At 56.0% G+C, this 26,979-nt stretch carries 21 protein-coding genes; 2 read left to right on the top strand and 19 right to left on the bottom strand.

Annotation, left to right across the window (positions count from 1 at the left end):
• Positions 1-39: 39 nt before the first annotated feature.
• From pknB to NSS83_RS00210, 13 genes are all read right to left on the bottom strand, one after another.
• Positions 40-2,310, bottom strand: coding sequence for a Stk1 family PASTA domain-containing Ser/Thr kinase (gene pknB, locus NSS83_RS00270; protein WP_341186259.1), 2,271 nt, complete (start codon positions 2,308-2,310; stop codon positions 40-42).
• Positions 2,307-3,083, bottom strand: coding sequence for a Stp1/IreP family PP2C-type Ser/Thr phosphatase (locus tag NSS83_RS00265; protein WP_341186260.1), 777 nt, complete (start codon positions 3,081-3,083; stop codon positions 2,307-2,309). Before NSS83_RS00265 ends, pknB begins: the two co-directional genes overlap by 4 nt.
• Before the next feature lie 6 nt (positions 3,084-3,089).
• Positions 3,090-4,130 (bottom strand): 23S rRNA (adenine(2503)-C(2))-methyltransferase RlmN, encoded by a 1,041-nt coding sequence (gene rlmN / locus NSS83_RS00260; protein ID WP_036729399.1) that lies wholly within the window; start codon positions 4,128-4,130, stop codon positions 3,090-3,092.
• Between the two features lie 152 nt (positions 4,131-4,282).
• Complete coding sequence (gene rsmB / locus NSS83_RS00255; RefSeq protein ID WP_341347469.1) at positions 4,283-5,770, bottom strand: 16S rRNA (cytosine(967)-C(5))-methyltransferase RsmB; 1,488 nt, start codon at positions 5,768-5,770, stop codon at positions 4,283-4,285.
• Positions 5,767-6,708, bottom strand: a complete 942-nt coding sequence (gene fmt, locus NSS83_RS00250; RefSeq protein ID WP_341347468.1) for a methionyl-tRNA formyltransferase — start codon at positions 6,706-6,708, stop codon at positions 5,767-5,769. The genes rsmB and fmt overlap by 4 nt, the downstream gene beginning before the upstream one ends.
• Positions 6,709-6,713: 5 nt before the next feature.
• On the bottom strand, positions 6,714-7,199 hold the full coding sequence (gene def, locus NSS83_RS00245; protein ID WP_341186263.1) for a peptide deformylase: 486 nt from the start codon (positions 7,197-7,199) through the stop codon (positions 6,714-6,716).
• A gap of 93 nt (positions 7,200-7,292) precedes the next feature.
• Positions 7,293-9,824 (bottom strand): primosomal protein N', encoded by a 2,532-nt coding sequence (gene priA, locus NSS83_RS00240; RefSeq protein ID WP_341186264.1) that lies wholly within the window; start codon positions 9,822-9,824, stop codon positions 7,293-7,295.
• Positions 9,824-11,056 (bottom strand): bifunctional phosphopantothenoylcysteine decarboxylase/phosphopantothenate--cysteine ligase CoaBC, encoded by a 1,233-nt coding sequence (gene coaBC / locus NSS83_RS00235; protein WP_341186265.1) that lies wholly within the window; start codon positions 11,054-11,056, stop codon positions 9,824-9,826. The genes priA and coaBC overlap by 1 nt, the downstream gene beginning before the upstream one ends.
• Before the next feature lie 239 nt (positions 11,057-11,295).
• Positions 11,296-11,496: a DNA-directed RNA polymerase subunit omega gene (gene rpoZ / locus NSS83_RS00230; RefSeq protein ID WP_341186266.1), complete on the bottom strand. Its 201-nt coding sequence runs from the start codon at positions 11,494-11,496 to the stop codon at positions 11,296-11,298.
• Positions 11,497-11,551: 55 nt separating this feature from the next.
• On the bottom strand, positions 11,552-12,121 hold the full coding sequence (gene gmk, locus NSS83_RS00225; RefSeq protein ID WP_341186267.1) for a guanylate kinase: 570 nt from the start codon (positions 12,119-12,121) through the stop codon (positions 11,552-11,554).
• Positions 12,122-12,139: 18 nt separating this feature from the next.
• Positions 12,140-12,400: a DUF370 domain-containing protein gene (locus tag NSS83_RS00220; RefSeq protein ID WP_006209218.1), complete on the bottom strand. Its 261-nt coding sequence runs from the start codon at positions 12,398-12,400 to the stop codon at positions 12,140-12,142.
• 52 nt (positions 12,401-12,452) lie between these two features.
• Entirely contained in the window at positions 12,453-13,343 is an 891-nt protein-coding gene (locus NSS83_RS00215; protein WP_341186268.1) for a YicC/YloC family endoribonuclease, read from the bottom strand.
• Between the two features lie 38 nt (positions 13,344-13,381).
• Positions 13,382-15,256 carry a bifunctional homocysteine S-methyltransferase/methylenetetrahydrofolate reductase gene (locus tag NSS83_RS00210; RefSeq protein WP_341347467.1) on the bottom strand — a complete coding sequence of 625 codons (1,875 nt, stop codon included), beginning with the start codon at positions 15,254-15,256 and terminating at the stop codon, positions 13,382-13,384.
• A 166-nt stretch (positions 15,257-15,422) separates the two neighbouring features.
• Here NSS83_RS00210 and NSS83_RS00205 point away from each other — a divergent pair, with 166 nt between their 5' ends.
• Entirely contained in the window at positions 15,423-15,680 is a 258-nt protein-coding gene (locus NSS83_RS00205; RefSeq protein WP_341021188.1) for a hypothetical protein, read from the top strand.
• Here the strand turns inward: NSS83_RS00205 and NSS83_RS00200 are convergent.
• The 5 genes from NSS83_RS00200 to NSS83_RS00180 form a co-directional block, all read right to left on the bottom strand.
• A complete protein-coding gene (locus NSS83_RS00200) occupies positions 15,653-16,753 on the bottom strand; it encodes a GerAB/ArcD/ProY family transporter (protein WP_341347466.1) in 1,101 nt (366 codons plus the stop codon). The two genes, NSS83_RS00205 and NSS83_RS00200, sit on opposite strands and share 28 nt — an antisense overlap.
• Before the next feature lie 38 nt (positions 16,754-16,791).
• Positions 16,792-17,994, bottom strand: coding sequence for a Ger(x)C family spore germination protein (locus NSS83_RS00195; RefSeq protein WP_341186272.1), 1,203 nt, complete (start codon positions 17,992-17,994; stop codon positions 16,792-16,794).
• Entirely contained in the window at positions 17,984-19,651 is a 1,668-nt protein-coding gene (locus tag NSS83_RS00190) for a spore germination protein (RefSeq protein WP_341186273.1), read from the bottom strand. Before NSS83_RS00190 ends, NSS83_RS00195 begins: the two co-directional genes overlap by 11 nt.
• Before the next feature lie 167 nt (positions 19,652-19,818).
• Entirely contained in the window at positions 19,819-20,655 is an 837-nt protein-coding gene (gene dapF, locus NSS83_RS00185) for a diaminopimelate epimerase (RefSeq protein ID WP_341186274.1), read from the bottom strand.
• Positions 20,656-20,770: 115 nt separating this feature from the next.
• Complete coding sequence (locus NSS83_RS00180; protein ID WP_341186275.1) at positions 20,771-23,581, bottom strand: calcium-translocating P-type ATPase, SERCA-type; 2,811 nt, start codon at positions 23,579-23,581, stop codon at positions 20,771-20,773.
• A gap of 191 nt (positions 23,582-23,772) precedes the next feature.
• Here NSS83_RS00180 and NSS83_RS00175 point away from each other — a divergent pair, with 191 nt between their 5' ends.
• The gene (locus NSS83_RS00175) at positions 23,773-25,659 is read left to right on the top strand and encodes an NFACT RNA binding domain-containing protein (protein WP_341186276.1); all 1,887 of its coding nucleotides are present in this window, start codon (positions 23,773-23,775) and stop codon (positions 25,657-25,659) included.
• Between the two features lie 391 nt (positions 25,660-26,050).
• Here the strand turns inward: NSS83_RS00175 and NSS83_RS00170 are convergent, their stop codons facing one another.
• Positions 26,051-26,962, bottom strand: a complete 912-nt coding sequence (locus NSS83_RS00170; RefSeq protein WP_341347465.1) for a PHP domain-containing protein — start codon at positions 26,960-26,962, stop codon at positions 26,051-26,053.
• Positions 26,963-26,979 lie beyond the last annotated feature (17 nt).

Here is a 26,979-nt window from a genome sequence, read left to right as displayed (position 1 = left end):
CCGTATTCCCGGCAGCCCGGCTGAAGCTTATCTGTTCTATTATTTATGGACTTTATCTTTGCCCGGCTTGTTGTCAGGGCCCTTACCGTTACTTTTCCCCTTACCATTACTGTTGCCATTGCTGAGGGCGGAAGCCAGTTCAGTGTTATTCTGTCCGTTACCCGGAACATAACCCGTCTGGTCCGTCTCGCCCGGCACCTCTCCTTCTCCGGTGTCCGGCGGAATAATTGCCGGCTCTGCTGTCGGGTCGGGAACTGGAGTCTCAGTAGGCTGAGCAGGCTCGGTAGGAGCAACCGTCGGTGCAGGCGTCTGTGTCTCCACCGGAGGCGGTTCAGGCTGCTGCACAGTGTTATTTTTGACATCGACATAAGTGATCGGATAAGTCTCCAGGAACTCCCCGTCCCGGTATACTGATACCATGCCGTCTTTATTAGGGGCAAGCAGCATGTTCACGGATAAGGTCTGGCTTTTGCCAATCGTGCGTGTGCCCCACTCCTGGTTCTCGCCGCCGTTGCGCGCATCGGCAAACACGATACGAATCTTACTCTTCTTGCCTTCAGCAGCCGGTGCTACCGGAACATTAAACGTAAATTCCAAAGCTTCCGGAGGGTAACCTGTGCTGATGTAGATCGTAATCTTCTCGCCTGGAGGGACCAGATCCCCTGCCTCATAGGCCCACTGCTTCGTAACCTTACCCTTCTCGTAAGTGAAGCTCGGCTCTTGTTTGACCGCATCCAGCACCAGACCTACACTTTCCAGCGCAGCCTTGGCTTCCTTCTCGGTCTTCCCTAGGAGATCCGGCATCTGGGTGTTTTCTTTGCCTTTGCTCACGATTAGCTTGATACTCACCGTCTCAGGATCATATTCTGAGTTTGCGGCAGGCTCAGAGCTAATGACCTTCCCCTTGGCAAATTCCTCACTGAAGCGTTCATCAGGAGTGATTCTGCTCTGGGCTATGCCAAGCGCAATTAACTCCTTGACGGCATCGTCATAACTCAGGTTAGAGACATCCTTAAGCTTAGGAAGAACCTTGGCGGCACTTACCGTCAGAATAATATGAGTTCCTTCTTTGACCATCGTATTGGTCTTGTTCTGCTTCCAGACAATATTCTCTTCGAAATTAGGATTATACTCAACCAGTGCGGGCTCCTCGGCAAACAGTCCCACAGCCTCAAGCTCAGCCTTGGCCTCCTGGAAGGTCTTCCCTGTCACTGCAGGCACCGAGACTTCATCGACCGACAGCTTGGAATTGACATACCACACAATTCCGGTCATGGCGATTAAAACGACCAGCGTAAGGCTGATCCACAGTGCTGCGCGGCCCTTACGCTTCACAGCAGCAGGCGGCGGAGCTTCCTCCATACTGCGGATTCGCTCCTCTCCGCCGCCACGGCTGCTTAGCCCGCGCTGGAGCGGCTTGATCGCCGGAATGATACGTGTTCTGTCCTCATCATCATCATCCTGGAACAGCATTTTGGCTTCGCTGCGCCGTTCAGGCAGCAGACAGGTCTCCAGATCCTGCAGCATTTGCTTGGCAGACTGGTAGCGCTCCTCCGGGTTCTTGCGCATCGACTTGAGAATTACATTCTCCACGCTTTGCGGAATCAGCGGATTCAGCAGACGCGGCTCCTCGAATTCCTCCTGCAGATGCTTCAGCGCCACGCTAATCGGACTCTCTCCTAAGAAAGGCAATACACCTGTAAGCATCTGATATAGTACGATACCCAGGGAGTAGAGGTCCGACTTCTCACCCGTAGCTACACCCTTGGCATGCTCCGGCGAGAAATAATGCACAGAACCGACCACAGACCCTGTCTGAGTAATCGTAGTGGACGTAACCGCCCGGGCAATCCCGAAGTCGGTTACCTTAACCCGCCCGTTACGACCAATCAGAATATTATGTGGTTTAATATCGCGGTGTATAATCTGGTTCATATGCGCATGATCCAGCGCATCACAAATCTGCGAGGTAATCCGCACGGATTCATCCACCTGCATCGGTGCCCGCTCTTTAATAATTTCATTCAGGTTCTTGCCTTCAATATACTCCATAACAATATAATGAATTTCATCTTCCTGGCCGACATCGTATATGCTGACTACGTTGGGATGAGATAACGAAGCAGCTGATTGCGCCTCCCGCCGGAACCGGCGGATGAATTCCTCATCATGCACAAATTGATTGCGCAGTACTTTGATAGCAACATTCCGGTTAAGCAGAATATCATGGGCTCTATAGACGAGCGCCATGCCTCCTCCGCCGATCCGTTCGATGACTTGGTAACGGCCGCCCAATTCGTGACCGATCATCTTTCCCACTCCTTTGTCTCGGGCACTGCGGCCTCTCCTTGGTGTTCCAGCATAGCAACGCTTATATTATCGCTGCCGCCCGCAAGCAATGCCAGTTGAAGTAATCGCTCTGCTCTTTCTTCCAGAGATATTTCATTTATTCCGGCTACCTTGCCCAGATGCTCCAGACTGACATAATTGCTGAGCCCATCGCTGCACAGCAGCAGCAGCTCACCAATCGCAAGCGTAACATATGCCAGATCCGCGGATACCACTGTATCCGTCCCCAGTGCCCTGGTAAGCACATTGCGGCGGGGATGGTTATCCAGCTCCTCCAGACTGATCTGGCCGTTCCTGAACAGCTCATTCACCAGCGTATGGTCCTCGGTTAGCTGCCTGGCTTCACCGTCCCGGATCAGATAAGCCCTGCTGTCTCCGATATGGCCGATATAGCCTGCCGACCCTTTCAGCAGTGCAGCAACGATGGTGGTCCCCATATTATGGAGCTTCTCATCGCTCTGAGCTTCTCTGTGAACTGTGTTATTGGCTTCCATGATGGCGGCAGTCAGCGCTTCCTTCAGCTCTGCCTCCGGAAGATCAGGCTCCAGCTGGTCCAGAATCCCCCTGACGGTCTCAAGTGCAAGCCTGCTCGCGGTATCGCCAGCCAGATGTCCCCCCATTCCGTCGGCAATAATGCCGAGGGTATAACCGTGGCGCGTGGCGCCGATCCAGACTGAATCCTCATTGACGGTACGTACCCGGCCAATGTCGCTGGCTTGAACTGTTCTGATCAAATATCCTCACCCCAACTCCATATGTTTGGCGCGCAGCTGTCCGCAAGCGGCCGCAATATCATGGCCCTGCTCACGGCGGATGGTAACATTCACGCCATGATCGGCCAGTATACGCTGAAATTCAAAGATATCATTGCGGGAAGTCCGGACATACTTGCGCTCAGGCACATGATTGACCGGGATCAGATTCACATGGCAGAGCATGGTCTTCAGCACACCGGCCAGTTCCTCTGCATGCTCCTTCTGATCATTCACGCCGCCGATCAAAGCGTACTCGAAGCTGATCCGGCGGCCTGTCTTAGCCTGATAATAGCGCAGGGACTCGATTACATCGTCGAACGGATAACGGCGGTTCACCGGCATCAGCTTGGAACGGAGCGTATCATTAGGAGCGTGAATCGAGATCGCCAGATTAATCTGAGTATCTTCATCGGCGAATTTGTAGATGTTCGGCACAATTCCGCTGGTGGATACGGTGATATGCCGCTGGCCAATATTCAGGCCCTTCTCATGGATCATCAGACGGAGGAATCTCATGGTTGCATCATAATTCTCGAAGGGCTCGCCTGTCCCCATAATGACAATGCTGCTGACACGTTCGCCGCGCGCATCAAGAATCTGCTGGGAGCGGACAACCTGGGCAACGATCTCCCCTGCAGTCAGATCCCGCTTGAGACCGCCAAGGGTAGATGCACAGAAGGTACATCCGATCCGGCAGCCTACCTGGGTGGTCACACACACGCTGTTTCCATAATTATGCTTCATAATAACTGTCTCAATCGCATGATCATCATGTAGACCGAACAGGAATTTCACTGTGCCGTCCTTGGACTCCAGCTTCGTAATCTCGGTGAGTGCCGAAATACTGAACTGGTCAACCAGTTTGGCTCTGAGTGCCTTGGAGAGGTTGCTCATGGATTCGAAGTCATTAACCCGCTTTACATACAGCCAGTCAAAGATCTGCCCGCCGCGAAAAGCCGGCTCTCCGTTGTCCTTAGCCCATTGCTGTAACTCTTCTAAAGAAAAATCATATATTAAAGGTTTCATTGTATTTTTGCACCTGTGCTTTCATAAATTATATGCGTATTGTTTCTCATTCTTCCTATTTTAACACAAAACTCAGAACCGGTAAAAGAAAAGCCCGCCGCGCGGAGGAATCTGCGGGCGGGAAGCTGTAGTACGGAAGCACAATCGCTATATTACAAGAGTCGCTCCAGCCGGGCAATATAGAAGCCATCGCTGCCATAATGGTGCGGGAGCAGCTGCATGCCGTCACCGGCAGCAAGCGCGGTTCCTCCCAGCCGTTCCCAGACGGCTGACTTGAAGCTGACCGGGGCGAAGCCGGGATTGCGCTCCAGAAAAGCGGCAACAACCCGGCTATTCTCCGCCTGCTCGGTAGTACACGTGCTGTAGACCAGCACGCCTCCCGGCTTCAGCAGGCCGGAGACCGATTGCAGCAGTTCAAGCTGCAGCGCAGCTACGCTTGCAATATCCTCCGGCTGCTTGCGCCATTTCAAATCAGGCTTGCGGCGGATAACCCCAAGCCCCGAGCAAGGAGCGTCCAGCAGAATCCGGTCATAGGATTCCGGCTGGAGGGCTACGCCCAGCTCCAGCGCATCCCCGCTTGCAGTGGTTATGCACTCCAGGCCAAGGCGTGCTGCCTGCTCGGCAATCAGCTTAGCCTTATGCTCATGCAGGTCATTGGCCAGTATGGAGCCTTCGTCCTTCATCAGTTCACCCATATGGGCGCTTTTGCCGCCGGGAGCAGCGCAGCAGTCCAGCACCTTCATCCCGGCTTCGGGAGCGACAACCTCGGCGACCAGCATCGAGCTCTCATCCTGAACGGACAGATAGCCGTCCCGGTACCAGGAGGTCAGCGCCAGATTGCCGCCGCCTCTGATGACCAGCCCCGCAGGGCTCACCTTCGATTCTGCGGCATCCAGACCGGCTTCAAGCAGTTCTGCCAGCATGTCCTCCCGGCTAATCATCGTTGTATTAACACGTACACTGACTGCGGGCGGCTCATTATTCGCCGCACACATAGCTTCTGCCGTGTCCGGACCGTATTCCGCCGACCAGCGCTTCACCATCCACAGGGGATGGGAATGCAGAATGGAGATCCGCTCTTCCCGGCTCAGCCCCTCAGGCAATACCGGCAGATCTCCAGCCCGCAGCACACTGCGCAGCACGCCATTGACCATACCTGAGATGCCCTGATGGCCGCGTCTCTTGGAGATATTCACAGCCTCGTTAACGGCTGCATGCGAAGGCACCCGGTCCAGATACATGATCTGGTACAGGCTTAGCCGCAGCAGACTCCGTACCCAAGGCTCCAGCTTGGCTATCCCTTTGCTGACGAAGCTGCTGAGGACATAATCAAGGGTAATCATCCTTGAGAGAGTTCCGTACACGAGCTCTGTAGCAAGTCCCGTATCCTCCCGGCTGAGGTCCGTTTTCTGGAGGCTGCTTCCCAGCAGCAGGTTGCTGTACGCGCCCTGCTGCTCTACGCGTACCAGAATATCAAGAGCAACCTCACGCGCAGAAGCCGGCGCAGCGGGCTTGCCGCCCTGCCGGTTCCGGCCTGCTCCGCCGGTTCTGCCTGCGGCAGGCTTCCTGCCGGAGGCCGCTGGCTGATTGCCGGAAGTACGCGGACGCTGTCCGCCATCTCCCTTGCCGCCCGCGCTCAACCGAGCACCGTGCCGGGCGCAAGGGTTGCACCACGGCTGAAGTCGGCTGCGCTCATGGCTTTTTTGCCGGCAGGCTGAACGGTTGTAAGAAGGAGCGTCCCGTCGCCGGTCTTCACCTCAACGCCGCGTTCGCTCACGGACAGCACGGTGCCCGGAGCCGCGCTGCCGCCCGGCTGCTCCTCATCCTGCGGCTTCACCGCAGCCCATGCCTTGAAGGTCTCTCCGTTCCATAGGGTGAACGCACCCGAGAACGGCACCAGACCGCGGATCTGGTTGTACAGCTCAAGCGAGCCCCGGCTCCAGTCGATCCGTTCATCTTCCCGGCTTAGATTCGGCGCATAGGTTGCTTCACTGTCATCCTGCGCGGCAGCTTCTACACGGCCGGCTGCCAGCCGCGGCATCTCTGCCTTGAGGAGCTCCCGTCCGGCAACGCTTAGCTTCTCAAACAGCGTGCCTGAGGTATCGTCATCCTCTATCGCAACCTCCACCCGTGAGATCATATCTCCAGTGTCCAGTCCTTCCGCCATATACATCAGCGTCACACCAGTCACCTTCTCGCCGTTCATGATACAGCGCTGTATCGGAGCACCGCCCCGGTATTTGGGCAGAAGTGAGCCATGAACATTCACACACCCGTTCGCCGGCAGCTCAAGAACGCTCTTGGGAAGAATCTGTCCATATGCGGCGGTAACAATCAGATCCGGCTCATAGGCAGCCAGCTCAGCCACTGATTCAGGGCGGCGCAGGCGTTCAGGCTGAAGGACAGGCAGTCCCAGCTCCAGTGCAGCCGCCTTCACCGGGGATGGCACCAGCGTTTTCTTGCGGCCTTGCGGCCGGTCCGGCTGACTCACCACGGCCACTACCTCATAGCCCTCTTCCAGCAGCATCCGCAAGGAGGGGACTGCAAAGGCTGGTGTTCCCATGAACACTATTCTCATTTCATTCACTCCTCAGTTTCACTGCGTTCTGCCGTGTATTCATAGACCTTCTCAGCAATATCCGTGAACAGCACGCCATTCAGGTGGTCAATCTCATGCTGAAAAGCCCGTGCCAGCAGGCCGCTTCCGGTAATGGTCACTTCCTCGCCCTCGCGGTTCAGGCCGCGTACGGTCACTGTCTCCGCACGGCGGACATCCCCGTTCAAGCCGGGAATACTCAGGCAGCCTTCGGGTCCGAACTGCTCCCCTTCCATGCTGACGATCTCGGGATTGATCAGCTTGATCAATCCATGCTCTTCATCGGCATCTATTACAATCAGCCGTTTCAGAATGCCTACCTGCGGGGCTGCGAGACCTACGCCTTCCGCGTCATACATCGTATCGGCCATATCATCGAGCAATTTTTGTACATTGGGGGTGACGGTGGTTACCGTCTTCGCTTTCTTGTGCAATACTTCATCCGGTTCTTTCACAATCAGCCTGATTGCCATTTACACTAACACCATCCTTGTTCTATACATATCATTTAGTACTTATCGATTCCTTAGGGCAAAACCGCCTTACTATTGTAACACGCCGGAGAATTACATCAACATCTGCGGATCAACATCAATGCTGATCTGCAGACCCTTATCGCGGACGGAATCCTCCAGCTCCTCCGCCACCTGGCGGGCCAGCGCAATGGCATCAATCGCACCGCGCCATTTGATAATGCACTGGAACCGGTAACGCCCCTTCAGCCGGGGCAGCGGCGAGGCCACCGGCCCCAGCAGATCCAGCGCATCCGAGGAGAGCTTGTCCAGACTGCCGTACCAGCGCAGCTGTCTGGCTTTGCCCTGAATGCTGAGCGCATAATTCTCCGCAAGCTTCAGCAGCAGCGGAAGCTGCTCATGCGAGAGGGTGACCAGAATCAGACGGCAATAAGGAGGGTAATGCAGCTCTTTGCGGTGCTTCAGCTCGTCCCGGACGAATGAACGGTAATCATGCCCGCTGGCATGGATAATCGAATAATGCTCCGGTGTATACGACTGCACCACCACCTCGCCGGGGAGCTGATGCCGCCCCGCACGGCCGGCAACCTGCGTCAAGAGCTGAAAGGTCTTCTCAGCCGCCCGGAAATCAGGCAGATTGAGTGCAGAATCCGCAGTAATGACCCCAACCAGAGTTACATCGGGGAAGTCGAGTCCTTTGGCGACCATCTGTGTACCCAGCAGCACATCGGCCTTCTTGTCCCTGAACTGGTTGAGCAGCTTCTCATGCGAGCCTTTCTCCGTTGTCGTGTCCACATCCATTCGGATAACCCGGATGCCGGGGAACAGCTTGCCCAGCTCTTCCTCTACCCGTTGAGTGCCTGTCCCGAAGAAGCGGATATGCTCACTGCCGCACTCCGGGCACAGCTTGGGCGCGGGCTGCGCATGCCCGCAGTAGTGGCAGCGCAGATTGTCGCTTCGGCTGTGATAGGTGAGCGAGATATCGCATTCCGGACAGCCGGCAACATAGCCGCAGCTCCGGCACATGACGAAGGTCGAGAAGCCTCTTCGGTTGAGCAGCAACACCGTCTGTTCACCGCGCTCCAATCTGCTGACCAGAGCGGCATGCAGGCTGCGGCTGAACATGGAGCGGTTGCCTTCCTTCAGCTCTTCACGCATATCGACCACTGCCACCTGCGGCAGCTCGTTGCCGAGTGCACGGCTCGGCATCTCCAGCAGAATCGGCGAGAAGTGGATATCGCTCTGCGATCTGGCAGCATGATAGCTCTCCAGTGAAGGTGTTGCAGAGCCCAGAATAACCACGGCCCCGCCCTGCTCTGCCCTGCGGACAGCCACATCACGGGCATGATATTTCGGATTCTCCTCCTGCTTATAAGAGCCTTCATGCTCTTCATCCATAATAATAAGGCCCAGATTGGCAAACGGAGCGAACACGGCTGAGCGTGCTCCGACCGCAACCATCGCCTTGCCTTCGCGGATCTTGCGCCACTCGTCATAACGTTCGCCGACAGACAGCCGGCTGTGCATCACCGCTACCCCGCTGCCGAACCGGCCCTTGAACCGTTCCACCATCTGCGGAGTCAGCGCAATCTCAGGCACCAGCACCACTGCCTGCCGTCCCTGCTCGATGCAGCGCTGGATCGTCTGGAGATAGATCTCCGTCTTTCCGCTGCCGGTCACCCCGTGCAGCAGGAAGACTTCATGCGTCTGCTGCTCTACAGTGCGCACAATCCGCTTGTATACAATCTCCTGCTCCGCTGTCAGCGGAAGCGGGGTACTTGGCTTGAAGTCCCGTCCCTGGTAGGGGTCACGGTAGACTTCAATTTCACTGATTTCAATATAACCCTTATCTGCAAGTGCTTTGACCGTGCCCGCAGTAACCTGAAGGATCGCCAGAATATCCTTGAGCGGCATCGGCAGCAGGGCTTCCATTTCAATCAGGTAGGAGAGCACCTCCTTCTGGCGCGCCGAACGCGCCGGGAAGCTGGCGAGCGACTCCCGCGCTGCTGACAATCCAATAGCCAAATCAACGGCCTTGATCTTCTTTTTGCCCATCTTATCCTTAATCGACTGGCTCTCTGCCAGTACACCACGCCGCACCATGAACTTAATCGTCTCTGCAGCCTCAGGGAAGGTGCGGGTCAGCAGCTTCATGGATACCTCACTGTGTCGCCTAACGAAGTCAATGATCTGCTGTTCTTCGTTATCCGCCTCCAGGAAGAGCGGAAAGAGCTCATCTGCGGGGGCGCTGGCCGCCTCCTCTGTACTCCCAAGCGAGATCAGCCGCTCGGCTTTGCCCTTCAAGGCAGTCGGAAGCATCGCCTGCAGTGCGGAGATCCGTCTGCAGGCGTATCTTTGGCTCATCCAGTCGGCCAGCTCAACCAGCTCCGGCGACAGCGGAGGAAGCAAATCCAGTACTTCTACAATCGGCTTCATCCGGGAGACACTGCCGGTCTCGCCCGATTCCAGGGAAACTACGAACCCCTGGACCGTGCGGGGACCGAACGGAACAGCCACACGGCTGCCCACCTCAATCCACAGCTTCAGTGCATCCGGGATAATATAGTCAAACGGCCGGTCGGTGCTGCGTACAGGAACATCGACAATGACCTTGGCAATATCCATTATAGTAAGGCTCCGGCAACACGCTCAGCCGCCAGCCGCAGAATCCGGCGCGCCACCTCATCCTTGGAGGCCAGCGGAAGATCAAGCACCAGACCTTCGGCATCATACACCTTGACGATGTTGGTATCCGTGCCGAAGCCCGCGCCTTCTGCGGCCACATCATTGGCTACGATCAGATCAAGGTTCTTGCGGACCAGCTTATCCTTGGCATAGGCTTCGGCATTTCCGGTCTCGGCGGCAAAGCCGATCAGGAACTGCTTCTCCTTGATTCTGCCCAAGCTCTCCAGAATATCAGTTGTCTTCACCAGCTCCAGCGTCATGGTGCTGCCGCTCTTCTTAATCTTCGAGTCGCTGCTCTCGCGTGGACGGTAATCGGCAACCGCCGCTGCTTTTACAAGAATATCGCAATCCTTCCAGCGGTCCATGACCGCATCGTGCATCTCTTGTGCTGACTGGACACGGACCAGATCAATACCGGCATCACGGGGCGGCACTTCATCGGTACGTGCGGCAATCAGCGTCACCGCAGCACCCATGGCGCGCGCGGCGCGCGCAAGGGCGAAGCCCATTTTACCAGAGGAATCATTGGAGATATAACGGACGGGATCTATACGTTCTACCGTGCCTCCTGCGGTAATCACCACTTTTTTGCCGGCAAGCGGTCCGGAGGTCTTCTCCTTCTGCAGCACAAAAAAGTTCTCAACCACCTTCACGATCTCCTCCGGCTCCTCCAGCCGTCCCTTGCCCACATACCCGCAGGCCAGCAGCCCTTCCCCGGGTTCAATAAATTGAACGCCTCTGTTATAGAGGGTATCCATATTGCTGAGGACCGCCGGATGCTGATACATATGGACATTCATCGCCGGAGCTACCATAATAGGCGCTGTTGTAGCAAGAAGCGTGGTGGACAGCATATCGTCTGCCAGCCCGTGGGCCATCTTGGCGATAATATTAGCCGTAGCCGGAGCAATCAGGACCAGGTCGGCAGCATCTGCCAGATCAATATGCGAAATAGAGGACGGATCACGCTCCTGGAACGTATCACTGTATACCCGCTGCTTCGACAACGACTGGAGCGTCAGCTCCGTAATGAACTGCTTGGCCGATGACGTCATAATGACATGCACCTCGGCACCCTTCTGGGTAAGCTTGCTGGTCAGCGCCGCCGCTTTATACGCAGCAATTCCGCCGGTAATTCCGAGTATAATTGACTTCCCTTGTAGGCTCTTCATTTGTGCTCTCCCCCCGCTACAGAATCTATATACAGCCTCAACCTTTCCCTAAAGATAGAGAAAAAAATAACAACCTTCCGGTTGTCAGGAACAGCCCGGTACGGGCTATTATGGTTATGAGCAGCCTGCCCGGCAGAAATGGTCCTGCCGCCCTTAGCATGGCGGCACCATTTCAAGCGTAACAAGTGCGGATAGTTAATGGACCCAAGCCTCTTCAGGCTTAGGCTACGGAACTGGTCCTATTCTTCACCGCGTGTGACTATAATGCGGTCTTCATAGATTTCTTCAAGGGCAACACCAACATATTTATGCGATTTTGGCGCAACGATATCGGTCTTGCCGCCTTCACGGAGTGCTCTGGCCCGGCGGGCTGAAGCTACAACCAGGGAGTATTTACTGTCAACCTTAGTCATCATTTCATCAATGGATGGATATAGCATGTAAGGCACCTCTTCATCTTTTACTGTGGAGCAATGGACCCATCTGCTGAACCGATCATCTAACCTTACAATGTTCGGCGATAATAATGCTTTCTATTCGCTTGCAAGCCAAATCAATCTCATCGTTCACCACGGCATAGTCATAATGCCGGATCAGACCGATCTCATCCTCGGCCACAGACATGCGGTGGCTGATCACATCAGGATGCTCTGTGCCCCGGCCGCGGATGCGGTCCTTCAGCTCGTCCATTGACGGGGGAAGAAGGAACACAAAGATGCCTTCGGGGAATTTTTCCTTGACCTTGAGCGCTCCCTGAACCTCGATCTCCAGAATAATATCTCTTCCGCTCTCCAGGGTTCTCTCTACAAAGTCACGCGGAGTACCGTAATAATTGCCTACGTACTCCGCATATTCCAGCAGCTTGTCGCCTTCAATCATTTCGTCGAACTGCTCTCTGGATTTGAAAAAATAATTGACTCCGTTCTCTTCACCCGCACGCGGTAAGCGTGTGGTGGCAGAAACAGAATAGACGAGTTCAGGCATCTTCGGCCGCAGCGCTGTGCATACCGTACCTTTGCCGACACCGGAAGGGCCGGATAGTATAATCAGCAATCCTTTTGACATAGTACACTCCATTTGTTGTTATTCATCGTTATCGTCGTCTTTGCTGGATAGGCGGTGAGCTACCGTCTCAGGCTGTACAGCCGAGAGAATCACATGGTCGCTGTCGGTAATAATAACAGCCCGCGTCCGCCTTCCGTAGGTGGCATCGATCAGCATATGCCTGTCTCTGGCCTCCTGGATAATTCTCTTAATCGGTGCCGATTCTGGGCTGACAATGGAAATAATGCGGTTCGCTGACACGATATTCCCAAAGCCGATGTTGATTAATTTGATTGCCATGTTCCGGTTGTTCCCCCCATAAGTAACATCATAGCTTGCTCACTGGTTCCTGTCATTCGAGGTTCGCCGCCTGTTCGCGAATCTTCTCAAGCTCCGCCTTCATATCAAGCGTCAGATTCACAACCGCCAGATGAGTGCACTTCGACCCTATTGTGTTAGTTTCCCTGTTCATCTCCTGGATCAGAAAATCAAGCTTGCGTCCGGCAGGCTCGCTGCCCAGCAGCAAGGCCCGGCACTGGCCGAAATGGCTGTGAAGCCGGGTCAGCTCCTCATCTATATTGCAGCGGTCGGCGAAAATAGCCATCTCCATGCCGAATTTATGCTCATCCCAGGGGAAGCTCCCGTCATTCAGCAGGTTAAGCCGTTGCCGCAGCTTCTCGCGCTGCTCCTCCACAACCAGAGGCGCATATCTGCTGATTCCGGCATGCAGCTCTTCCAGGCGGTCAAGTCTGCGCGTCAGATCGGCCGCCAAATAGGAGCCTTCCCGTCCGCGCATCTCCAGCAGGGCCTCCAGACTAAGCTGGAGACCCTGCTCCAGAAGATCTGCAAGTTCTCCGGAGGCGTCATCCGCAGCCGTCTCTTCCTTCGGTTCCATCACACCGGGCATAGCAAGGATATCCCGCAGGGACAACTCTCCCTTGAAGCCATACTCCCGGACCAGTACCTCCGCTGCATCAAGATAGGCGCTCACCCTGCGGCGGTCCAGCACAGGCGTGTCAGCCGCCCCGTCGGTGAGTTCTCTATTAATAATAACATCTACCCGTCCCCGTCTGATATGAGCCTGAACCATTCTGCGCAGCCTATCCTCATACCCCGTCCATTCCCTGGGCAACCGCAGCACAACTTCGCAGTACCGGTTATTCACCGATTTGACCTCGAACGTTATCTTGTGTCCGCCGGATTGCAGGGCTGACTGACCGTATCCGGTCATACTATATGACAACGGAATCACATCCATTACACTATTGTAATTGATTATTACTAGCGAAACAAGGGGGATAACTTACGTCCTTGCTTCTCCCAAATATACTCCAGCAGCTGCACGCTCATATCATAGAACATAAACGGCGTAATCAGATAGATTCCGTTAAAATGTGCAACCGCCGCATCCAGCAGCTCCTTAGCGATCAGTACCCCTTCGGCCCGGCCCGCTTCGCCTTCGAGTCCGGCCATCCGGCTGCGGACCTCGGCAGAGAGCTGAATGCCCGGAACCTCATTATGCAGGTACTCGGCATTGCGTCCGCTGGCCAACGGCATAATGCCGATGAAGATCGGAATATCCAGGTGCTCGGTAGCCTTGGCCATCCGGGCAATCAATTCAGGATCATACACAGGCTGGGTCATAATATAATCCGCACCCGAGGCAATCTTCTTCTCCAGGCGCTCGACCGCTTTGTCCAGATGCTTGACATTGGGATTGAACGCTGCGCCGATGACGAACTTCGCGTTCTGCTTGAGCGGCTTGCCGGAGAAGGCCACGCCGTCATTGAGCTGCTTAATCATACGTATAATTTCAAAGGAAGTCAGGTCATAGATCGAGCTTGAGCCGGGCAGATCCCCGAACCGGGCAGGATCTCCGGTCACGGCCAGCACATGGTCAATCCCCAGCGCGTCGAAGCCCATCAGATGCGACTGGGTGCCAATCAAGTTGCGGTCGCGGCAGGCAATATGCACCAGCGGCCTCAGGCCTGTGCGGGCCTGCACCAGATGCCCCAGCGCCATATTGCTCATCCGGGTTACAGCAAGCGAATTATCGGCCAGCGTCAGGGCATCAGCTCCGGCCCGGCGCAGCGCTTCTGCCCCCTTCATGAACTTCGCGATGTCCAGATCGCGCGGAGGGTCAAGCTCTACGATAACGGTGTGGCGTTCCTTGACCAGATCGACAAGCGTCGGTTCGCCGCCTCCCTGCCCCTCGTCATCCGCCAAATGCTCCTGCACCGCAATCCTCTCAGGCGCGCTGAAGGCAGCGGGCTCAGGCAGCGGCTCCACCACATAGCCCTTCAAGGCAGCGGAGATTTCAGCGATATGCTTAGGAGTGGTGCCGCAGCAGCCCCCGATAATCCGGCTGCCCATATCCGCGAACACCGGTGCCATCTGGCCGAAATACTCCGGTGATGCCCCGTAGCGGTATTGGCCGTCTACATAATCGGCTACGCCCGCATTCGGATAGATCGACACCGGCAGCGCCAGCTTGCCCTGCAGCGTACCCAGCGCACGCTTGATTCCGTTCGGTCCGGTGTTGCAGTTGAAGCCGATTACGTCCGCTCCGTCCTGCTGCAGAATATGGAAAGCTTCCGGCAGGGTTAAACCGTCCAGCGTCCGCGCCGAATCGTCCACAGCCAGCTGGCAGATTACAGGCAGCGTACTAAGCTTGCGCACAGCCTTTAGCGCCAGATGAAGCTCCTCGACATCATAGAAGGTCTCCAGCATGATTCCGTCCGGCGCTTCCTCCAGAAGCGCAGCAATCTGCTGCGAGAAGAATCTCTTCAGCTCGGAGGAGGACAGATTCGCCCGTTTGCCGGCGCGGATCGAGCCGATGGCTCCGACCACATAACCGTTCTCGCCGGCAGCCCGGCGGGCAATGCGGACACCCGCACGGTTGATATCCGCCACCTTGGCTTCCAATCCGAACTTCGACAGCTTGTCGTAGTTCGCGGAGTAGGTATTACTCTCCAGCAGTACAGCACCTGCATTGATATAGCTGCGGTGCACATCCTCAATGACCTCCGGTGAGGTCAGATTCAATTCCTCGTAGGAGATGCCGACAGGGAAACCCTTTTGATACAAAAAAGTTCCCATCGCTCCGTCTCCGACTAATACGTTCTTCTCCCATGCAGAGCGCAAATCCGGCTTCACCGCAAGAACCTCCCCTTGACTGACATTAGTTTCATACTAATGTAACATAAATCGGGATGGATGATAAGCTTTAGCAGGCAAAAGAGGCGGCCGTCCATTATTCTTGTATGCCGGTCCGTCAATTGATTCATACTACGCTTAATCTTGACGGAAGGAGACTGCATAAATGAAGAAAAAAACCAGAAAACTGCTGCTGCGCAAATATACCGTAATTCTCCTGCTGTCGGCGCTCTCGCTGCTGTACCTGTACCTGCTGGACTTGATGTTAGGCTACGGAGCGGAGAATATCCGCTATATTCTGAATTATCTGCTCTATACTACCTCGGAGAAGCTGACTGCAGCTGTGCTGGTGCTGCTGCTAATCGTGCCGGATGCCATCTATTGGGTGAGCGGCCGTCAGCCCGGCCGGGGAGCGGAGAAATGATCACGAACCGCCGTCACGATGACCAGCAGCACCGGAATGACTATCATTAAATAAGGATATACCCTGTACAGCAGGGTCCCGCCCTCATCGAGATGTTCAATGAAGCTGCGTGCATCCAGCATGGAGGTGAAGAGAATGATCAGTCCGCAGGGATAGAGCATTCTCCGGTACGGAAGCTTGAACAGGTCCGAGATTCCGATCAGTGCGGCAGCGAAGAAGACGGCCATTTTGAAAAACACCCCGATGATCAGCACCATGACCACAAAAATATCCACCCGCTGGATGATATCCGAAACGGAGATCTTGCTGATCGTCGGCATCAGCGGGAGCGGCGAGCGTTCAACAATGTCGGCACCCAGAACAGAAATATTCAGCGCCATCGTAAAGCTGAGCAGCAGCGCGGAGAACACCATGGCGGCGGCAATGATCCACGGTCCTTTTTTGACACTGGACAGATACGGCATCAGCATAGTGAAGCACACCATTTCCCCGAACGGAAACATATAATTCTGATGAATCACCGAGCTTAGCACGGGCCGGAAGCCATTCTCCAGTACAGGCAGCAGTCTGTTCAGATTGATCGTACCGGAGAGCATCAGCATCACTGTACCGAACAGGCCGATCCCCAGAACGACAAACGTAAATACCACGGAAGTTCTGCTCAGTACCTCCACCCCCTTGTGCAGCACATAAGCTCCCGATAACAGCATCGTGGCACTTAAGATGAACAGCGGAGTGTTGTGCATGGTCGCCATTGCGAGCATAGTGCTGCCGTCGCGCAGATCCCGGGCGGCCAGGTTTATGTAGAGAATAATATAGAGCAGGCCTACCGGTGCCCCGATATATTTTCCGAGAATTTGCCGTGTATAGGCTGTAAAAGGCTGGTCCGGGTACTTGCGGTACAGATAAGCGTATCCCGTGAACATGATCAGCCCCGCCGCGCAGCCGAGCAGGATCGAGAGCCAGGCATCCCGGCCCGCCCCCATCCCCAGATTCACCACCAGCGCCGTGCCCAGCTCGAACAGCACCGTCAGGCTGAAGAATTCGCCGAGTCCAATTTTGACCTTACCCATTCCGTGGACCTCCTCACCCGGTTACTTTACCGGCATACTTAATGAATCTGAAAAGAGTTGCTGCGCATATCGGTATGCCGGATAACCACATCCGCATCGAACCGGATCTCACAGTCTGCGAATACGTCCTCCCAGTGGTCCCTGACCTTCTTCCAGCCGCGCGGGTTCTTCCGCTGCAATGCCTGTCCGAATCCGAGATAATCGCTGCCCATTTCTTTGGCGGTGCTGACAGCTGCTTGGATATGCTTCACGCTTTCTTTTATAAGCCGGTCTGATAGCTCTTCCAGCGCTTTAGGAGAGGTAAGATCAAGCGGATTCGGAGCTTCCTTGAGCGCTGCCTGCTGGGTGATCTTGACCGTAAAGACCGGATGCTCCGGGTCAGACGACTCGACCGCAAGCGACACCTGGGACTGGTAGATATTGAAGGAGAGATAACCGCCATCCTGCTGCTTAAGCAGAATTGGAAACTCTTTGATCCGATTATGCAAAAGAACGGTGCCCAGAGCAGCGTCACCCTTAAGCCAGCCCTTCAGCTTGTCATCCTTGAACGCCGCAAGCGAGGAGACTCTCAGGATCGACCGGGGCTCGATATTCTTCAGGCTGTCATTGCTGCCCGATGACGGAGTCCACTCTCCTTTGGTGTATACCCCGTTGATCACCGGACCGCCTCCTCTGATCTGAATCCCCCGGATCACATCATCCACAGCCATGCGGAAGTTATAACCGAACTGCTTGGAGGTCGTCTCCAGCTTCTCCACCAGATCATTAGCCGGAATTTTGCTGAACACGGTCATTGTGGACATGATCTCACGCGCAGGCTGTCCCTTAGAGATGAAGATCAGGCTGTTCAGCCGGGTATCACTCTCCCTCTCCAGCACATCCAGGACATCCTTAATGCCTTCGCGGGCGAACGCCTCCGAGATCACCAGCACCCGCACATGGCCCAGAGAGAGGAAGCGTGCTGTTTGGCGGGAAGCGTCTGCCAGTGCCTCGAACATCGTGCGGCCTGTTCCAGTGTACAGCGCAACCGGCGATATGCCTCTGCTCTTCTCCCCGGAGATTTCCTCCGCTACAATCACTTGAAAGGACAGCTTGTACCGCTCAGCCTCAGAATCGCCCCTGTCGATCGCCACCCCCGAGACAATCGCCCGCCGGTTGAGTTCAACACTGTCCCAGCAGCCGGTAAGCAGCAGCATTGGAAGGACAAGCAGCAGCACCAGGCAGACAATTCTATTCCTCACGGCGTTCCTCCTTTGCCCTGCTGTTCTTGCGGGTCAACGGGGGGAGCTGCTCCTCATGACCGGTCGTCAGCAGCATGTAGTCCGGCATTTCTGCGCGCATCTGCGCCGGCGGCTTATCCGGCCCGCTCAGCCAGAGCGGCATTCTTAGCAGCGTGTCCTTATGCCCTTTAATGGAGAGCGGCACGAAGGGGAAGAGATAGGGAACACCGAAGGATCTCAGGCTGCTCATATGTGCCACAAGCAGGATCAGACCCAGTGTAATCCCATAGAAGCCGAATATACTGGCCATGATCAGAAAAGCAAACCGGATAATTCTCCCGGCAATGGCCATGTTATACGCCGGAAGGGCAAAGCTGGCAATCCCGGTCAACGCCACTACGATGACCATGATGGGTGTAATTATACCCGCCTCTACTACCGCCGTTCCCAGGATAAGCGCACCGACCACAGAAACCGTCTGCCCGATGGCGCGCGGCATCCGCACCCCGGCTTCACGCAGGATTTCAAAGGCTGTCTCCATCAAGAGCAGCTCTACAAAGGCCGGAAAAGGCACATTCTCCCGCTGGGAGAGCAGATTAATCAGCAGTGTGGTCGGAATCATCTCATAATGATAGGTAGTCAGCGCCAGGTACACCGAAGGGCCAAGAATCAGAACGAGGAAGCTCAAATAACGGACCAGCCGCATTAATATGGCAATGTCGAACCGCTGGGAATAATCCTCGGCAGACTGAAAAAACTGCGTAAACACCGCCGGAAGAATCAGCACAAAGGGTGTGCCGTCCACAATAATAACCACCCGGCCTTCGAGCAGATTGCCTGCAGCCACATCCGGCCGTTCCGTATTGTAGATCGTCGGAAACGGTGTGAAGGTCTTGTCCTGAATTAATTCCTCAATATATCCGGATTCCAGAATCTCATTGATGACAATCTTGTTCAGCCGGTCTCTGGCTTCGCGGATCAGATCCTCCCCTGCAATCCCTTCCATGTACATCAGCGCCACATGAGTATGGGTCTCGGAACCGATCTTCATGACTTCCAGACGCAGCTTGGCAGATTTGATTCTGCGGCGGATCAGCGAGATGTTCGTGGCTACCGACTCGACGAACCCGTCCTTCGGCCCCCGGACCACGAGCTGGGAGGAAGGCTCACTGACCGCCCGCTGCTCCCCGCCCCTGGTCCCGCACAGAATCGCTGCCCGGCAGCCCTCCAGCAGAATTGCTGTGTCCCCGGAGAGAATTGCAAGCATGATCTCCTTCCAATCCTCCTGGAGCTCCGCGTCACCTATCTCCATAGCCCGGCTAAGAATCTGCTGCGGGAGCGAAGCTTGCTCCCGTGGGCCGTCAGCGCCGCCAGCCGTGCTGCCGGGGAACAGCTCCTCTGTATGATTCAGCAGCGAGCCCAGCACGAATTCATTCACGGACGCTGAGTCCGCCAGCCCGCTCAGATGAACAGCGGCTGCTTCCAGGCGGCGTGCTCCCCCGATCTGGATTCTGCGGATCAGGAGATCCGGGCTGTCGCCAAGCTCCGTCTGAATGTGGAGCAGACTTTGGGCGACCGTATCTGTGAGGCCTAAGGGAACATCTCCTTGCGGCCGTCCCGGTCCGGGTGCAGTCTCTGTACCCGCCTTCTGTGCCTTTCGGTTGGACCCTGACTTCATCTCCGCTCCTCCTCCCTGATTCTATGCAGAGTTGTATTATTCGCGGATATGCCTGCCATTATTCGGCTTTCCTTTCGCACTCCAGCTTCATACTGGCTCTGAATTACATAAAAAACCCCTGCATCCGGTATGCAGAGGTTTGCAAATAGTGATATGGAAATCAGATATCAGATATCCACTGAGCCGGTGTATACCACCTGGGCAGGGCCGGTCATATAGACATGATTGTCTTGCTCGTTCCATTCGATGAACAAGTCGCCGCCCTTGAGACTGATGACCGCCGAGCGGTCCGTCACTCCGTTCAGCACGGAGGAGACCAGGGTAGCGCAGGCTCCTGTTCCACAGGCCAGGGTAGGACCGGCTCCGCGTTCCCAGACGCGCATATCCACGTGGCTGCGGTTTACGACAGTGGCGAATTCCACATTCACTTTACGCGGGAAGAGCGGGTGCACCTCCAGCTTCGGTCCCCAGGTAGCGAGATCGAACGATACTGCATCGTCCACATAAATGACCGCATGCGGATTCCCCATAGAGACTGCGGTGAATCTGAACGCTGCGCCGTCCGCTTCAATCGGCTGGTCCAGTACAGGCTCCGCGTCAATCGCAACAGGAATCTGCAGTCCGGACAGGACCGGCTCGCCCATATCCACCGTTACGCTCTCCACGATCCCGTCCTTCACCTTCAGGGAGACCTTCTGTTCTCCGGCGCCAATCGTCTCAATGACAATCTGCTCCGATTCCACCAGACCATGCTCATATACATATTTGGATACACAGCGGATCGCATTGCCGCATTGTTCAGCCTCGGAGCCGTCAGAGTTCATGATACGCATCATGTAATCGCCGCGCTGCGAAGGGAGAATGTAGACCAGTCCGTCTGCGCCGATGCCGAAGAACCGGTTGCACAGCTTAACTGCCAGCTCCGGGGCATTGCCAGGCAGCTCATCCTCACCGAATACGATAATAAAATCATTGCCCAAACCGTGCATTTTAGTAAATTCCATTGTCAGGTCCACTCCTATAAGTAATCTCAGCTACTTTCACATTCCTGATTCATCATAAACCAAGCTTCTCAGTGAAACCAGCATACCTTATAGGAGTGGAGTGAGGCTATTGATTTTATGCTGAAAACTTTGTACTTTTTATCATCTGGCGTCCGCCGCTGCGGCTGCGGTTCTTCTTGCCGCCCCAGACGCTGCCCGCTCCCATCAGGAAGGTCGGGATTCCGGACATCACCAGCACCAGGCACCATTCACGGAAGCTCAGCGGAACAGTCTTGAACACCGGCTGGAGCACAGGGAGGTACATTACAGCTAGCATTAAGAGGACAGAGGACAGGACCGCCAGGACCAGATATCTGTTCTGGAACGGATTCCGGTAGAAGACCGAGCGTGAGCTGCGGCAGTCGAACACATGAATGAGCTGGGCCATCACAAGGGTGGCAAAAGCAACCGACTGCGCGCGGATCAGCTGCTGCGCACTGCCTGGATCAATCCGCAGCGTGAGCCAGAAGGCGGCCAGCGTGCAGAGACCGATCAGCAGCCCGCGGCTGACAATCTTCCAGCCCAGCCGCCGGGCAAAGATGTTTTCTTTCGCACCGCGCGGCTTGTGCTCCATCAGATCCTTCTCCGGCTGGTCTACGCCCAGTGCCATTGCAGGCAAACCGTCTGTAACCAGATTGACCCACAGAATCTGGATTGGCACCAGCGGCAGCGGCAACCCGAGCATCATGGCGAAGAACATGGTCAGAATCTCGCCGACATTCGAGGCCAGCAGGTACCGGATGAACTTGCGGATATTCTCGTAGATATTCCGCCCCTCTTCAATGGCGGCCACGATGGTCGAAAAGTTATCGTCCCCGAGGACCAGGGCCGAAGCCTCCTTCGTCACATCCGTACCGGTGATTCCCATCGAGATCCCGATATCAGCGGCCTTAATTGCAGGCGCATCGTTTACTCCATCGCCAGTCATCGCTACGACATGGCCATGGCGCTGCAGCGACTTGACGATCCGCAGCTTATGCTCCGGAGATACACGGGCGTAGACGAAGACATTATCGGAGACCTTATCCAGTGCATCATCGTCCATCCGGCTAAGCTGGCTGCCCGTCAGGACCGTGCCGCCGCGCTGCAGAATGCCGAGCTGATGGGCAATAGCCTCTGCCGTTGTCCCATGGTCGCCGGTTATCATGACTGTCTTGATGCCTGCCCGGCGGGTCACGCTGATTGCATCGCGCACTTCCTTGCGCGGCGGATCGATCATCCCGGCCAGACCCACGAAGACAAGCTGGCTCTCCGCTTCCTTCTCGCTGCCGGCCGTTTCTCCGCTCCGCAGATCGCGGTACGCCATCCCGAGCACACGCAGCGCGCCCGAAGCCATCTGTTCATTGGCATCCAGCACCTTCTGGCGCAAGGTCGGAGTACACGGCACGACTCCGCCCTCCCAGAGCATATACGTGCAGCAATTCAGCAGCACGTCAGGTGCGCCTTTGGTGCAGATCATCCGGCCGCCGGGGTGATTCACAACCACTGACATCAGCTTTCGTTCGGAATCGAACGGAAACTCTGTCTCCCGGGTATAGGTTACGGCAAGTGCCTGGGCAGTTAGTCCCATTTTGGCAGACAAAGCAACCAGCGCACCTTCCGTAGGATCGCCCTTCAGTTCCCAGACCGGCTGGGCGTTAGCCCCTTTATCGGCCTCTGCGCCTTTGCCTTTCTTTTTACTGCGCGTGTCGGGGAAGCTCTCATAAATCTCTGCGTTGCTGCATAATGCACCCACCTGAAGCATGCGCCGGAGACTCTGGTCATTCTTCAGATCAACGGGCCGGCCCTTCTGGAGCACACTGCCAACCGGAGCATAGCCTTCCCCAGATACCTCAAGGGTCCGTCCGGCGTTCCAGAGCTGGGTGACGGTCATTTTGTTCTGCGTCAGCGTTCCTGTCTTATCCGAGCAGATCACGGAGGCGCAGCCCAGCGTCTCTACCGAAGGCAGCTTGCGGACAATCGCCTTGCGCTTGATCATCCGCTGGACACCCAGCGCGAGCGCAATCGTCACAATGGCCGGAAGTCCTTCGGGAATAGCTGCCACCGCCAGACTCACCCCGGCCAGGAACATCGCCGTAGCAGGCTGACCATGCATAATTCCTGCCAGGACCACAACAATGGTCAGTCCCAGTGAGACGTAGATCAGAATCTTGCCGAGCTGTTCCAGGCGGTGCTGCAGCGGGGTCTCCTGAGATTCCGTATTCTGGATCAGATCAGCAATCTTGCCCATCTCCGTCGCCATACCTGTGCGGATGACCACGGCCCGGCCGGTTCCCCGGGTCACCATCGTACCCATGAAGCCGATATTCTTCTGATCGCCCAGCGGGATATCTTCAGCATAGATCGCCGAGGCATGCTTGGAGACCGGCAGCGACTCCCCTGTCAGCGCCGACTCTTCGGCATAGATGCTGCTGCACTGGAGCCAGCGGACATCTGCCGGTATCCGGTCCCCGCTCTCCAGCAGGACTATATCTCCGGGAACCAGCATTCTGGCGGGAAGCACCTCCTGCTTCCCGCCGCGCATCACTTTGGCCGTAGGCGCGGAGAGCTGCTTCAGTGCTCTTAACGAACGCTCGGCGCGGAACTCCTGCACGAATCCGAGTACCCCGTTAAGCAGAATAATTGCGATAATCGTAACGGCGTCTAAGTATTCGCCGAGCAGGCCGGATACCAGTGTCGCCCCCATCAGCACCAGTACCATGAAATCCTTGAACTGATTGAGCAGCAGCGTAAAAGGTGAAACCTTTTTGCCCTCAGACAGCTCATTGTACCCGCTCTCTTTACGTCTTGCGGCGGCGTCCTCGGCGCTTAGCCCCGTTCCCGGCTGAACGCCGAACATCTCCTGCAGCTCCTCTGCACCGAGCCGGTGCCAGCTTTTTTGTTCCATAACTAATCTTTCCCCTCCCGGTCGTTTCTTGACTTCCGGCGGCGCACAGCTTTTCCACCTGTTCATGTCCAAGTGTATTCATGGTCGTCCCAAAATATCACCGCATCTGGGTTTCTCCTTTTGCGCGAAACGGTAAAAGTGTGGCATCATAGAGGGAGTACTTCATTATCAGGCGACAGGAGAACCTTATCATGGCATTAGACGGCATTGTTACCCAAGCGATCGTGCATGAGCTTCAGCCCTTCATCGGTGCACGCATCGGCAAAATATATCAACCCAGCACACATGACCTCATCTTCACCCTGCGCGGTGCGGGCGGCGGCGGCAAGCTGCTGCTGTCGGCAAACCCGACCTACCCCCGGCTGCACCTGACCGAGAGAAGCAGCATCAACCCGGCGGAAGCACCGATGTTCTGCATGCTGATGCGCAAGCATTGTGAAGGCGGCACCATCGAGAGCATTACCCAGGTGGGGCTTGAGCGGATTATTCATATCACCGTCAGAACCCGGGATGAGCTGGGGGATGTCTCCGCCAAAAAAATCATCATCGAGCTGATGGGGCGCCACAGCAACATCATTCTGACCGAGCTGGCCACGGGGACGATTATCGACGGCATTCATCATGTTACCCCGTCGATCAGCAGTTACCGGGTCGTTATGCCGGGTGCGGCGTATACCCAGCCGCCGCAGCAGCATAAGCTGAATCCCCTGCAGATCAGCCAGCCCGATTTCCTGACCCTGCTGGCCTCGGCAGAGGAAGCGGCCCGCTACGCTGCCGAGCATCCGCAGGAGCCGGAGGAGGAGTTGATCGAGGGCGAGATCGCAGCCTTGCTGGCCTCGCTTGAGTCCCCGCAGGCTGACGGCTCCGGCGGCCCGGCCCCTTCAGCCGATCCGGCCGGATGGCTGGTCCACGCCTTCAGCGGACTGAGTCCGCTGATCGCCGGGGAGATTCTATACCGGTACAAAGAGATCAGCGGCGAAGCTGAAGGTTACAGCAGCGGGATGGATAAGCCCGAACAGCTCTGGGAAGCCTTCCATTCTGTCATGGAGCCTGTAAGCAAGCAGGAATTCGCTCCGGTCACTGGCTGGAATGCCAAGGGCAAGCCGGTCTTCTCAGCCATTCCGCTGAAGCTGATGAGCGGGAATGTGAAGCATTACAGCTCCATTAGCCTGTGCCTGGAGGATTATTACGGGGACAAGGCGGAGAAGGACACCGTTAAGCAGCGGGTCAGCGACCTGATCCGCTTCCTCAGCAACGAGCGCAGCAAGAACATCAAGAAGCTGGCCAACCTGCAAAAGGATCTGAACGAAGCCGAGGATGCAGACCAGTTCCGCATCTGGGGCGAGCTGCTGTTCGCTTCCCTGCACACTGTGAGCAAAGGCGACAAGCAAGCAAAACTAGTAAACTACTATGATGAGAATCAGGCGGAGATTACCGTTCCGCTTGACCCGCTGCTAAGCCCAACGGACAATGCACAGCGGTATTTCAAGAAATATAACAAGTACAAAAACAGCCTGCGGGTGATCGGTGAGCAGGTTAAGAAGACACACGAAGAGATCGCCTACATGGAGCTGCTGCTCCAGCAGTTGGCCCATGCCTCACTGAATGACATCGAGGAGATCCGTGAGGAGCTGGTCAGCCAAGGCTATCTGCGCGACCGCAGCAAGAAAGGCAAGAAGAAAAAGAAAGCTGCCAGACCCACGCTGCAGGTCTTCACTTCCTCTGAAGGGGTGGACATCTATGTCGGCAAAAATAATCTGCAGAACGAATATGTCACCAACCGGCTCGCCGCGCCGAACGATACCTGGCTGCATACCAAGGATATTCCCGGCTCGCACGTGGTCATCCGCAGTGAGGAATTCGGCGATGCCACCCTGGAGGAAGCCGCTCAGCTCGCCGCCTACTTCAGCCAGGCCAAGCAATCCAGCAGCGTGCCGGTGGACTGCACCCTGATCCGTTACGTTCGCAAGCCAAGCGGAGCCAAACCGGGCTTCGTCATCTACGATCATCAGCGCACACTGTTCGTAACGCCGGATGAAGAGCGGGTCAAGCAGCTGCCGAATGTGCTGCGGAGTTAAGGCTCAAGTAGTGTGCTAACAAATCGGGCTCGCGCGAAGGTAGTCTGCATATTGTATGCGCAAAACAGCATACAATGGGTTCGAGTGAAGGCGCATGGGCCCAATGTGTGCGGAAAACAACATACATCAGGCTCGCTCAAAGCGCATGGGCCCAATGTATGCGGAAAACCGAACACAATAGCAGGTGGTTTCCTCTTACTGACATGCGCTCTACTTACAGTAAGGATTGCTCCTACCCAAAAACCTCCCTCCTGTAGCGCCTGCGCTAAGGGAGGGAGGTTTTTGGGTTTTTGGGTTTTTGGGTTTTTGGGTTTTTGGTGTCCCATGGTTTGGTGCCTTGTGTCTGTTTTTTGTATCCTGTATCCTATGCCCTTTGCTCTGCGTGTTGCGGTCAGCCTCTAGCAGCCTTAAGCTGCTCCAGCACAGCGGCAGGCACACTCACACTGCCGATATCCCCGTGGAAAACAACGCCCTGCCGTGCACCATGGAAATCGGAGCCGCCGGTTACCCGCAGGCCGAATTCCGCAGCCAGTGCAAGGTAGCGCTCATGCTCTGCCGGGCCATGGTCGGAATGATACACCTCGATGCCGTCCAGATCACATTGCTCCACAATGCTCCGGACCAGAGCGTCATCCCCATAGATTCCCGGATGGGCCAGCACCGCTGCACCGCCTGCTTCACGAATCCACTCGCAGGCTGTCACTGGTGTAATGCGCGGAGGCAAGACATAAGCCGCCGCCCCTTCGCCCAGATACTTGTCGAAGGCATTCCGCATATCCGCGGCTGCACCCAGCCGCACCAGCTCATCCGCGATGTGCGGCCGGCCGATGCTCTCATCAGGCTTCAGCTCGCGGCCCAGCCCGGCCACTACCTGATCCAGAGTGATCGCAATGCCCAGTCCGCGCAGCTTCTCAAGAATCGCTTCATTCCGCCCTAGCCGGGTTCCCCGCTGCTCCTCCAGGCGGGACAGCAGCAGCTCCTGCTCTATGTCGATATAGTAACCGAGGACGTGGATCTCCTTCCCGCCTTGCCGTGTGCTGATCTCAACACCGGGAACTACAGTAATCCCATACCGCTTACCTGCTTCCAGCGCTTCCGCTACACCGCTGACCGTATCATGGTCAGTAATAGCTAGCGCTGCCAATCCCGCCTCATAGCCAAGCCGTACATTCTCAGCAGGCGGCTGCATGCCGTCCGAGGCCTGGGTATGAGTGTGCAGGTCGCATCTGCCGGCTGTATCAGCAAAACCCGCTGTAACTATCTCTGCCTCAGATTGACCGCTATGACTTTTGTGTTCTGTCATGGAATTCCTCCGTTCAT

The organism is Paenibacillus sp. FSL H3-0469, from assembly GCF_038051945.1.
Classification (GTDB): Bacteria; Bacillota; Bacilli; order Paenibacillales; family Paenibacillaceae; genus Paenibacillus_AQ.
Note: the sequence above shows the minus strand (reverse complement) of the source record. Positions and strands in the feature narration are given on the sequence as shown.

Excerpts from the sequence above, each read along its gene's own strand:
- pknB (WP_341186259.1), bottom strand. The coding sequence starts at position 2,310 with ATGATCGGTCACGAATTGGGCGGCCGTTACCAAGTCATCGAACGGATC.
- rlmN (WP_036729399.1), bottom strand. The coding sequence starts at position 4,130 with ATGAAACCTTTAATATATGATTTTTCTTTAGAAGAGTTACAGCAATGG.
- fmt (WP_341347468.1), bottom strand. The coding sequence starts at position 6,708 with ATGAGAATAGTGTTCATGGGAACACCAGCCTTTGCAGTCCCCTCCTTG.
- def (WP_341186263.1), bottom strand. The coding sequence starts at position 7,199 with ATGGCAATCAGGCTGATTGTGAAAGAACCGGATGAAGTATTGCACAAG.
- priA (WP_341186264.1), bottom strand. The coding sequence starts at position 9,824 with ATGGATATTGCCAAGGTCATTGTCGATGTTCCTGTACGCAGCACCGAC.
- coaBC (WP_341186265.1), bottom strand. The coding sequence starts at position 11,056 with ATGAAGAGCCTACAAGGGAAGTCAATTATACTCGGAATTACCGGCGGA.
- rpoZ (WP_341186266.1), bottom strand. The coding sequence starts at position 11,496 with ATGCTATATCCATCCATTGATGAAATGATGACTAAGGTTGACAGTAAA.
- gmk (WP_341186267.1), bottom strand. The coding sequence starts at position 12,121 with ATGTCAAAAGGATTGCTGATTATACTATCCGGCCCTTCCGGTGTCGGC.
- NSS83_RS00220 (WP_006209218.1), bottom strand. The coding sequence starts at position 12,400 with ATGGCAATCAAATTAATCAACATCGGCTTTGGGAATATCGTGTCAGCG.
- NSS83_RS00205 (WP_341021188.1), top strand. The coding sequence starts at position 15,423 with ATGAAGAAAAAAACCAGAAAACTGCTGCTGCGCAAATATACCGTAATT.
- NSS83_RS00200 (WP_341347466.1), bottom strand. The coding sequence starts at position 16,753 with ATGGGTAAGGTCAAAATTGGACTCGGCGAATTCTTCAGCCTGACGGTG.
- NSS83_RS00190 (WP_341186273.1), bottom strand. The coding sequence starts at position 19,651 with ATGAAGTCAGGGTCCAACCGAAAGGCACAGAAGGCGGGTACAGAGACT.
- dapF (WP_341186274.1), bottom strand. The coding sequence starts at position 20,655 with ATGGAATTTACTAAAATGCACGGTTTGGGCAATGATTTTATTATCGTA.
- NSS83_RS00180 (WP_341186275.1), bottom strand. The coding sequence starts at position 23,581 with ATGGAACAAAAAAGCTGGCACCGGCTCGGTGCAGAGGAGCTGCAGGAG.
- NSS83_RS00175 (WP_341186276.1), top strand. The coding sequence starts at position 23,773 with ATGGCATTAGACGGCATTGTTACCCAAGCGATCGTGCATGAGCTTCAG.
- NSS83_RS00170 (WP_341347465.1), bottom strand. The coding sequence starts at position 26,962 with ATGACAGAACACAAAAGTCATAGCGGTCAATCTGAGGCAGAGATAGTT.